This is a genomic window from Oerskovia sp. NPDC060287 (assembly GCF_042726775.1).
GTDB classification, from domain to species: domain Bacteria; phylum Actinomycetota; class Actinomycetes; order Actinomycetales; family Cellulomonadaceae; genus Oerskovia; species Oerskovia merdavium.
In genome coordinates this window covers 1-9,797 of record NZ_JBHXBO010000157.1, presented here as the reverse complement: position 1 = coordinate 9,797, position 9,797 = coordinate 1, and the positions used below count along the sequence as shown (strand labels likewise).

Here is a 9,797-nt window from a genome sequence, read left to right as displayed (position 1 = left end):
GCCTCGAGCGCGGCGCGCCGTCGGCCGCTGCTCAGAGGGCGCCGTCGAGCGACCCGGCCTCCCGGTCCAGGAGCGCCGCGTACGCGCCGCCGGCCGCGAGCAGCTCGGCGTGCGTCCCCTGCTCGACGACATGCCCGGCGTCGAGCACGACGATGCGGTCCGCGTCGGCGACGGTCGACAGCCGGTGCGCCACGACGATGACGGTGCGCCCGGCACCGGCCTCGCGGACCCCGGCCAGGACCCGGGCCTCGGACGCGGCGTCGAGCTGGGACGTCGCCTCGTCGAGGACGAGCACCGGGGCTTCGCTCAGCAGCGCCCTCGCGACCGCGAGCCGCTGGCGCTGACCGCCCGAGAGCCGTTCCCCCATCTCGCCGACCACGGTGGCCAGCCCGTCGGGCAGCGCGTCGATCACCTCGTCGAGCGCGGCCCGGCGGCAGGCCTGGGTGATCTCCTGGACCGTCGCGCCCGGCCGGGCCATCCGCAGGTTCTCCTCGATCGTCATGTTGAAGAGGTAGGGCCTCTGCTGGGCGACGGCGACGGTCGCACGCAGGTCGGCGAGCCCGAAGGAGCGGACGTCCGTGCCGTCGAGGCGCAGCGCTCCCGAGTCCACGTCCCAGCACCGCACGAGCAACGAGGCGATCGTCGACTTCCCGGAGCCGGACGCCCCGACGAGGGCCGTCGTCGTGCCTGCTGCCGCCGTGAAGGAGACGCCGCGGACCGCCGGCTCGGCGCGCACGTCGGCGGCGTCCGCGCCGACCGGGTACGTGAAGGTCACGTCCTCGACCACGACCGTGGGCGCCCGGCGCGGTGCCGGGACCGGGTCGGCCGGCTCGGGCACGACCGGGTCGGCGTCGGTGACCTCGAAGATCCGTCGGGCCGAGGCGTAGGCCTGCTCGAGGTCGGCGGAGAAGTCCTCGACCGCGAGCACCGGGCCGAACGCACCGACCGTGATGGCGAGCACGACCGCGGCGCTCTGCCAGGTCATCGTCCCGGCGTCGACCATGGTCGTCACGAGAACCAGCTCGGCGACGACCGCGAGCGCGACGAGCGCGGTGTTCGCCCCGCGGCGCAGCGCGATCCATCGCCCGATGCCCGCGAGCGACCGGGCCGAGCGCGCGTCGAGCTCGGCGAGCTCGCGCTGGCGAGCGTCCTCGTGGTTGAAGGACAGCACCTCGCGCACGCCCTGGACGGTGTCGGTGACGTGCTGGGCGATGTCGCCGCGCGTGGCCCGCAGGGTCGCGGAGGCCCGTGCGGTCGCGGCTCGCCCGCACCACGGGACGACGACGCCCACGGCGACCAGGAAGGGCAGCAGGACCAGCGCGACGGCCGGGCTGATCGCGACGGCGAGGTAGCCGAGCGTGATGACCGGGACGATCACGGCCGTGGTGGCCGGGACGAGCGTGTGCGCGAAGAACACCTCGACCCGGTCGACGTCCTTGGTCACGCGGGAGAGGAGGTCTCCGGTGCGCCTGCCCTCGACCGCGGCGGGGGCCTGGGGCTCGAGGCGGTCGTAGAAGAAGATCCGCAGCAGGGCCAGCGCGTGGAACGCGACGTAGTGCCCCGCGAGCTGCTCGAGGTACCGGCACACTCCCTTGACCAGGGAGAGGACGACCATCACGGTGATGATCGCACCGACAGGCGCGGCCCCGGGGGCGCCCGTGCGGTCGGCGACCACGGCGCCCACTCCCCACGCCGCGACGGCGAGCAGCGCCATCCCGACGAGGAGGGCCAGGGTCCGAAAGATCGCCGAGACGACGAGCGGGGCCAGCACGGGGCGTCCGACGTCGAGCAGCCGACGTCGCAGGGCCGCGCGGGTGAGCGGAGCACGTGGTGCGGGCGCAGGGCCCGCACCGGTGGTCGTGCTCGGGGCCGGGGTGGCCTGCTGGGTGGTCATCGGATCGTCCCGTCGGTCAGCGTGAGCACCCGGTCTGCCCCGGCGATGGTCGCCGGTCGGTGCGAGATCATGAGGACGGTGCGGCCGGCACCGAGACGGTCGAGGGCCTCGAGGATCGCTCGTTCGGAGGCGAGGTCCACCTGGGAGGTCGGTTCGTCGAGCACGAGGACCGGGGCGTCCTTGAGGAACGCGCGGGCGATCGCGAGGCGCTGCGCCTGCCCGCCGGACAGCGACAGCCCACGCTCGCCCACCGCGGTGTCCAGCCCGGCGGGGAGGGCACGGACCACCTCCGCGAGGTCGGCGTCCGCGAGGGCCCGCCAGCAGTCCGCGTCGCTCGCACCGGGCGCGGCGACGAGCAGGTTGTCCCGCAGCGTCCCGGTGAACAGGAAGGTGTGCTGGGCGACGACGGCGACGTGCTCGCGCACCCACGCGACCGGGACGTCGACCAGGTCGTGCCCTGCCAGGCGCACCCGCCCGGCGTCCGGGCGCAGGGCGGTCTGCAGGAGGGATCCGGCGGTCGTCTTGCCCGAGCCGCTCGGTCCCACGAGGGCCACCTTCTCCCCCGCGGCCACCTCGAACGACACGTCCTGCAGGACCGGCACGCCCTCGGTGTAGGCGAAGCCGATCCCCTCGAACTCGACGCCCGCCGCGGTGAGCGGGCCGGGAGCCGTGACCCCGGGAGCGTCGACGACGTCGGGCTGCTCGTCGTGCAGGCGGCGGATCTCCCGGACGGAGGCCATGCCGCCCATGCCGATGTAGAAGAACTGACCGATCCGGTCGAGCGGCTCGAGCAGGAGGGTCGAGAGCAGCACGAGGGCGAGGGCCTGGCCCGGGGTGATCGCACCGTCGGCCAGGCGGTTCATGGCCAGGGCCGCCGCGCCCGTGATCATCGCGAGCGAGAACACCGAGTCGACGACGAGCAGCACGACCTGGTTGCCGGCGAGCATCCGCATGACGTGCCTGCGGACGTCCTCGGCGGCCTCGGCCAGCGTGGCGCCCATCCGTCCGCCCGCGCCCAGCAGGCGCAGCGTCGTCAGGCCCTGGAAGGCGTCGAGGAACCGGGCGGACAGGAGGCGCGAGCTGGCCCGGTACCGCTGGCTCACGGAGCGGAACGCCGCCTGGAAGCCGCCGACCGCGAGCGGGATGGCGGGCACCCCGGCGAGCAGCCAGAGGGCAGCGACGGGATCGATCGTCAGGGCGACCACGACCAGCACGACGAGCGGGACCGTCATCGACGCGATCATCGGCCCGACGAAGGTGCCGCGGTAGGCAGCCGCCCGCTCGACCCCGTCGGTCGCGGTCGAGACGATCCGCCCTGCCCGTTCGCGGGTCCGCTCGGCCACGCCGAGCGCCAGCACGTGCCCGACGACGCCCTGCCGCAGCGTGCGCTCCTCGTGGGCCTGGTCACGGGCACCGAGCGTGGGCACGACCCACGCGGCGACACCTGCCAGCAGCGCGAGGGCCACGAGCAGGACCACGGGTGGCCCCTCCCCGACCAGCAGGTCGTCCATGGCGGCCCCGACCCCGAGGAACACGAGGGCGAGGAGGAGGGACGAGGCCCAGGAGAGCGCCACGGCGCGTGCACGGTTCACGGTTCGACGCTATCGCCGCGCTGGTGAGGAAAGGCTGTCCAAAGGTCCGGGAACGACGGCCGAAGGTCCCGATTCTGACAGTTCTTCAGATGCGAGCGGACAGGCGGTCACCTCCGGGCGACCGCCCGGGATCAGCCGAGGATCGGGTGCAGGATCCAGTACATGATCGCGGCCACGAGAGCGGCGGCCGGGATGGTCAGGACCCAGGCGATGCCGATGTTCTTCGCCACGCCCCACCGGACGGCGGACAGCCGCTTGGTGGCGCCGACACCCATGATCGCGGACGTGATGGTGTGCGTCGTGGAGACCGGTGCGTGCAGCGCGAACGCGTTGACGTAGAGCACGATCGCGGAGACGGACTCGGCGACGAACCCGCGCGCCGGGTCGAGCTCGATGATCTTGCGTCCCAGGGTCCGCATGATGCGCCAGCCGCCCGAGTACGTCCCGGCGGAGATCGCGGCCGCCGCGGCGAGCTTGACCCACAGCGGGATGCCCTCGTCGGGGCTGGCCCAGCCGACCGTGAGGAGCGCCATGAAGATCACGCCCATGGTCTTCTGCGCGTCCTGGAGGCCGTGGCCCAGGGCCATGGCCGCGGCGGACACGGTCTGCGCGAGGCGGAAGCGGCGCGTCGTCTTGGAGGGGGACGCGCGGCGGAAGAGCCACAGCAGACCGACCATGACGGCGAACGCGAGGCCGAAGCCCACGATCGGGGAGAAGATCATCGGCAGGACGACCTTGTCGACGATCGACTGGCCGTAGATCGCGAGCCCGCCGGCGAGGCCGGCGCCCACGAGACCACCGATGAGGGCGTGCGTCGAGGACGACGGCAGCCCGAACCACCAGGTGATGAGATTCCAGACGATGGCCCCGATCAGGGCGCACAGCACCACGACCAGGGCCGTGTGCGGTGGCACGTCCTGGAGGTCGACGATCGAGGTCGCGATGGTCTCCGCGACCTCCGTGCCGAGCAGCGCGCCGGTGAAGTTCATGACCGCGGCCATGAGCAAGGCAGCGCGCGGGGTGAGCGCGCGCGTCGAGACGGACGTCGCGATCGCGTTGGCCGCGTCGTGGAATCCGTTCGTGTAGTCGAAGCTCAGCGCGAGCGCGACGACGAGGACGACAAGAGCGAATTCCACGGAGCTCAGGACTCCTTGAGCGCGATGGTCTCGACGGTGTTCGCGACCTTCTCGAACGCGTCGGCGGCCTGCTCGAGGATCTCGACGACCTCCTTGAGCTTGATGAGGAGGATCGGGTCGGCGACGTTGTCGAAGAGCTCGGCGAGGAGCTTGCGGTGGATCTTGTCGGCCTGGTTCTCGAGGCGGTTGACCTCGACCCAGTACTCGGCGAGGTCGTTGAGCGAGCGCAGGCGCGGCATGGCCTCTGCGGTCAGCTCGGCCGCACGCTGGAGGACCTGGACCTGCTCGGAGACGCGTGCGGGCAGCTCGTCGATCTTGTACAGGACGATGAGGTCCGCGGCCTCTTCCATGTAGTCCATGCAGTCGTCGAGCGCGGAGGCGAGGCCGTAGATGTCGTCGCGGTCGAACGGCGTGACGAACGTCTGGTTGAGGCGCCGCATGATCGTGTGCGTCGCGTCGTCAGCCAGGTGCTCGGTCTCGGCCAGCTTCTTGGCGAGCTCCTTGCGGGTGGGCCGGTCTGCGCCGAGCAGCTCGGCGAGAAGGTTTGCCCCGGTGACCAGGTGCTGCGCGGAGTCAGCGAGAAGGTCGAAGAACGAGGTATCGCGCGGGGTGAGGCGCAAGCGCACGGGAGGCTCCGGAAGGGCTGGACGCTGGTGGGGTTTCACAGGCGAGATGACGACCGCTCAGAGCGATCGCCACCTGGATGTCACAGGTGTTCTGTTGGAAGGTGACGCTGTGGTGAGAAGCGCTCGAGGTGCGCGTTAACGCATCCCTAACGCCCGTCAAATGTAACCGAACTGTCGCCTGAACGTTCAATCGCTCGGGCACCCCGACGGCAGCACCGAGAACGCCTGCCAGGGCAGGGCGGAACGGGGCTCACGTCATGGTGGGGGGCGACGCCGGGCCGGGAGCGCCTGTCGGCGCGAAGGCCGCTCGAAGCGGCTGATGTTGGAGCCCGGGGCTACCGCGACCCGACGTCGTCGTTCATCCTACGCCCGCTCGGCGGGAGCCTCCGAACCGGCTGGTGACGGCACCGTGCGAGCACCGCGCCCCGCTCCCGCGCGCCCGACGGCGGAGCGTCAGTCCAGCTTGTCGGCCCGCCAGAGCGCGGCGGCGTGCTCGAGCTCCTCGGCGGTGCGCAGCAGCGACGAGGCGCCGCGCGTCATGCGCAGCGCCGAGTCCGGGTCGGCGACCTCGCGCGTGTCGGCGTCGAACGCGGCCCCCGTGGCGAGGATGCGGCAGAACGCGGCGGCCCGCTCGAGGGCCACGGCGAGGTCTCCGGCGAACACACCCGAGAGCACGGCGTCCGCGAGCTTGCGCACGTCCTGGGGTCCGGGCGGGCTCGCGACGCCCGCGACGACCTCGTGGACGGGGGCCGCGTCGACGCCGAGCCGGTAGCGCAGCGTCACGGTCTCGGGGTCGCGGCGCACCCACTCGCGCAGGACGTACAGGCGCCAGAGGGCTCCGGGCAGCGTCGAGGGGGCGGAGTCGGCCCAGAGTCCCGAGACGACGTCGAGCCCTTCGGTCTCGACGAGCCGGATGAGCCGGTCGACGACCTCGGGGTCCTCGGACGCGCGGGCGCCGTGCACGATCGCGGCCGCGGTCGTGTGGGCGATCTGGTCGCGCAGCGCGGGGTCGATCTCCCCGGGGAGCTCCTCGGCGTCGCGCGGGTCGAGCATCGCGGGGCGGCGCGGGCGGTGGGTGGGGGTCGGTTGTTCGCTCACCTCTCGATCGTACGCAGGGGCCCGACGGCGGGACTCGCGCGGGCGCGGCGGAGCAGCCCGACGCACGTGAACCGGATCGCAGAAGATGCCCCCTGCAACCATTGCCCTCAGCAACCATTCGGAGTATCGTTGCTTGCAGCAACTAAGGAGCCTTCTCGCGTGTCCCTCTCCACCACCCCGTCGCTCGATGCCCCCCTCGACGACGCGGCACCCCCCACCCCCTCCCCGACCCAGCCCCTCGACGTCCCCGTCATGGAGCTCACGGTCGCGCTCGAGGAGCTCAACCGCGCCCAGCGCGAGGTCTCGGCCCGCCTGTCGCGCGAGCTCGACTTCCCCCGGGCCTCGCTCGGAGCGCTCCGGCTCCTCCAGCGCTGCGGCCCCCTCCAGGTCACCGAGCTCGCGCACCACCTGCGGGTCGACCTGTCGGTCGCGAGCCGCCAGGTGACCCATCTCGCCGAGGCCGGCCTCGTCGAGCGCACCGCGTGCGACGACGACCGTCGCGCCCGCAGCGTGACCCTCACGCCCGCGGGACGCGCCAAGGTCGAGGAGACCTTCGCGCTCCTCACCAGCCGTACCGCCGAGACGTTCGTGGGCTGGACCCCCGAACAGCTCCGGGAGGCGATCCGCCACCTGGAGCGCCTCACCGAGGCGCTCTCGCGCACCTGACCACTCCCCGGGCGACCCGCCCACCCGGCCCGACCTCCGCCGTCGGGCCTTGCCACGACGTTTCGACGAAGAAGCACGACCTATGAATGTGAGACCTGTATGAGCGCTACCACCACCATGACCCGGAAGCAGGTGCTGGAGTCGTTGTCCGGCATCCTGCTCGGGATGTTCGTCTCGATCCTCGCGACCTCCGTGGTCTCGAGCTCGCTCCCCAAGATCATCAGCGACCTCGAGGGGTCGCAGTCGTCGTTCACCTGGGTCGTCACCGCGACCCTGCTGACGACCACCATCTCCACGCCCATCTGGGGCAAGCTCGCCGACCTGACGAACCGCAAGGTCCTCATCCAGGTCGCGCTCGTCATCTCCGTGGTCGCGGCCGCCCTCGCGGGCCTCTCGCAGAACGTCGGCACGCTCATCGCGTTCCGCGCCCTCCAGGGCATCGGCGCCGGTGGCCTCATGGCCCTGGCCATGGTCCTGATCTCGGACATCATCTCCCCGCGCGAGCGCGGCAAGTACATGGGCCTCATGGGCGCGATCATGGCCGTGAGCCAGATCGGCGGCCCTCTCCTCGGCGGTGTCCTCACGGACACCGTGAGCTGGCGCCTCAACTTCTTCGTGGGCCTGCCGTTCGCGATCGCCGCGATCGTCGTGCTCCAGCGCACGCTGCACCTGCCGCCCGTCCCCCGCCGCATCGTCAAGATCGACTACTGGGGCGCGCTGCTCATCAGCGCGGGCGTCTCGACCCTGCTGCTGTGGGTCACGTTCGCGGGCAACAACTTCGAGTGGGTCTCGTGGCAGAGCGCCGTCATGGTCGTCGGCTCGGTCCTCGCGCTGGTCGCGGCGGTCCTGGTCGAGAAGAGCGCGGTCGAGCCCATCATCCCGCTGCACCTGTTCAAGAACCGCACGTTCGTCCTCGCGGTCCTCGCGAGCGTCGCGGTCGGTGTCGCGATGTTCGGCACGGCCGTCTTCCTGAGCCAGTACATGCAGGTGGCCCGCGGCAAGACCGCGACCGAGTCGGGCCTGCTGACGATCCCCATGATCATCGGGACGTTCGTCGCCTCGACGCTCATCGGCCAGCTCATCACGCGCACCGGGCGCTACAAGGCGTTCATGGTCGCCGGTGGCGTGTTCCTCGTCGCGTCGCTCTTCGCGCTGTCGACGATCGACTACCAGACGAGCTTCGTGCTCATCAGCGTCTACCTGTTCTTCCTGGGCGCCAGCATGGGCATGCTCATGCAGAACCTCGTGCTCGCGGTCCAGAACACCCTGGACGTCTCCGAGATGGGTGCCGGCACCTCGACGGTCGCGTTCTTCCGCACCCTGGGCGGCGCGATCGGCGTCTCGGTCCTGGGGGCGATCCTCGCGAGCAAGGTCACGACCTCGATCCAGGACGGCCTGGCCAAGATGGGCGTGCCGACCGACGCGACGGGTGGCACCGTGCCCGACGTCAGCACCCTGCCCGCCCCCATGCGTGACCTGGTCGAGCGCTCCTACGGCGACGGCATCGCCGACATCTTCCTCGTGGCCGTGCCGCTCGCCGTCATCGGTCTGATCTGCGTCCTGTTCCTCAAGGAGGTGCCGCTCGGCACCAAGTCGGGCCTCGACGAGCGTCTCGAGCGCGAGCTCGCGGCCGGCCTGACGGACCTGACCGACGAGATCGAGCAGGAGCACGAGGGCGACTTCGACGCCGAGCAGGCCGTCCTCGCGGGGGCCGGCGACGGCGCCCCGTCCGGGCGCAGCGCGTCGCGCTGACCGCCCACCTGCCGGACCTCACCCGGGGCCGTCGTGGATGCTTGTTCCACGGCGGCCCCGCTGCACGCCATGATGGGGCCGTGACCTCGCCCTCGCCGACCGACCAGCCGGAGCCGACTGTGTCCTCAACACCCACCACCTCGCCCAGCGACGAGTCGCCCCTGTTCGCGCTCGAGCGCGAGCTGCGCGTCCTGACCCGCCGCGCGGGATCGTCCGCGAACGCGATGGCCAAGCGCATCCACCCCGACCTCGACGCGAGCGCCTACCCGCTGCTCGCGCACATCGCCGTGAACCCCGGCGTGCGGGGGTCGGACCTCGCGCAGCAGTTCGGCGTGGGGCGCGCGACCATCTCGCGCCAGCTCGCACGGCTCGAGTCCGTGGGGATGGTGTGCCGCGAGGTGGACCCCGACGACTCCCGCGGCCAGATCATCACCCTCACCGAGGAGGGCGCGACGCTGCTGCGGACCACGCACGAGCGGCGCGTCGACTCGATCTCGCAGGCCCTGAGCGACTGGTCCTCCGACGACGTCGCAGCCCTCGCGGGCCTGCTGCACCGCTACTCGGAGGACGTCGTGCGCTGGCAGGCGACGCGCTGAGATGACGGGCCGGCCGGACGCGGTGCCCGCGGGGCGGCGGGGGTCCGCGCCGTGGTGGCACGGTGCCCGACGGCGCAGCCGCCCGCGCGTCCTGGCCGTCCTCGCGGCCGTGGTCGCCCTGGGCCTCGTGGTGACGACGCAGGTCCCCGACCCCGTCGGTGACGTGGTCGGGGACCTGCTGTACGCGGTCGCGGTCTACGTGGCGCTCGTGCTCGTGGCCCCGCGGCTGAGGCCGTGGGTCGCGGGGGCCGTGGCACTCGCGTGGTGCTGGCTCGTCGAGGCCCTCCAGGCGACGCCCGCGGTCGGCGCGGTGCTCGACGTCGTGCCCGCGGCGGCGTGGGTGCTCGGGAGCACGTTCAACGCGCGTGACCTGCTGCTCTACCTGCTGGGCGTGCTGCTCGCGGTCGGCCTCGACCTGGTCGTGGACGCCAGAGCGG

The 9,797-nt window shown here is 72.1% G+C and carries 9 protein-coding genes; 4 read left to right on the top strand and 5 right to left on the bottom strand.

Annotated features, from left to right (window positions below; translation table 11 throughout):
• Nucleotides 1-31 precede the first annotated feature (31 nt).
• The 5 genes from cydC to ACFWFR_RS13680 form a co-directional block, all read right to left on the bottom strand.
• On the bottom strand, nt 32-1,894 hold the full coding sequence (gene cydC, locus ACFWFR_RS13700; protein WP_377623319.1) for a thiol reductant ABC exporter subunit CydC: 1,863 nt from the start codon (nt 1,892-1,894) through the stop codon (nt 32-34).
• Entirely contained in the window at nt 1,891-3,486 is a 1,596-nt protein-coding gene (locus ACFWFR_RS13695; RefSeq protein WP_377623318.1) for an ABC transporter ATP-binding protein/permease, read from the bottom strand. The genes cydC and ACFWFR_RS13695 overlap by 4 nt, the downstream gene beginning before the upstream one ends.
• A gap of 131 nt (nt 3,487-3,617) precedes the next feature.
• Nucleotides 3,618-4,622 (bottom strand): anion permease, encoded by a 1,005-nt coding sequence (locus tag ACFWFR_RS13690; RefSeq protein ID WP_377623317.1) that lies wholly within the window; start codon nt 4,620-4,622, stop codon nt 3,618-3,620.
• A gap of 5 nt (nt 4,623-4,627) precedes the next feature.
• Nucleotides 4,628-5,248: a DUF47 domain-containing protein gene (locus ACFWFR_RS13685; protein ID WP_056649187.1), complete on the bottom strand. Its 621-nt coding sequence runs from the start codon at nt 5,246-5,248 to the stop codon at nt 4,628-4,630.
• A gap of 453 nt (nt 5,249-5,701) precedes the next feature.
• Entirely contained in the window at nt 5,702-6,301 is a 600-nt protein-coding gene (locus ACFWFR_RS13680; RefSeq protein WP_377623320.1) for a hypothetical protein, read from the bottom strand.
• A gap of 204 nt (nt 6,302-6,505) precedes the next feature.
• Between ACFWFR_RS13680 and ACFWFR_RS13675 the strand changes: the two genes are divergently transcribed.
• From ACFWFR_RS13675 to ACFWFR_RS13660, 4 genes are all read left to right on the top strand, one after another.
• On the top strand, nt 6,506-7,012 hold the full coding sequence (locus ACFWFR_RS13675; protein ID WP_377618270.1) for a MarR family winged helix-turn-helix transcriptional regulator: 507 nt from the start codon (nt 6,506-6,508) through the stop codon (nt 7,010-7,012).
• A 99-nt stretch (nt 7,013-7,111) separates the two neighbouring features.
• Nucleotides 7,112-8,764, top strand: coding sequence for an MDR family MFS transporter (locus tag ACFWFR_RS13670; RefSeq protein ID WP_377623316.1), 1,653 nt, complete (start codon nt 7,112-7,114; stop codon nt 8,762-8,764).
• Between the two features lie 119 nt (nt 8,765-8,883).
• Entirely contained in the window at nt 8,884-9,360 is a 477-nt protein-coding gene (locus ACFWFR_RS13665) for a MarR family winged helix-turn-helix transcriptional regulator (RefSeq protein ID WP_318244334.1), read from the top strand.
• A gap of 1 nt (nt 9,361) precedes the next feature.
• Nucleotides 9,362-9,797: DUF2809 domain-containing protein (locus ACFWFR_RS13660; RefSeq protein ID WP_377623315.1), on the top strand; the 436-nt coding region annotated here is incomplete at its 3' end.

Excerpts from the sequence above, each read along its gene's own strand:
- ACFWFR_RS13670 (WP_377623316.1), top strand. The coding sequence starts at position 7,112 with ATGAGCGCTACCACCACCATGACCCGGAAGCAGGTGCTGGAGTCGTTG.
- ACFWFR_RS13680 (WP_377623320.1), bottom strand. The coding sequence starts at position 6,301 with ATGCTCGACCCGCGCGACGCCGAGGAGCTCCCCGGGGAGATCGACCCC.
- cydC (WP_377623319.1), bottom strand. The coding sequence starts at position 1,894 with ATGACCACCCAGCAGGCCACCCCGGCCCCGAGCACGACCACCGGTGCG.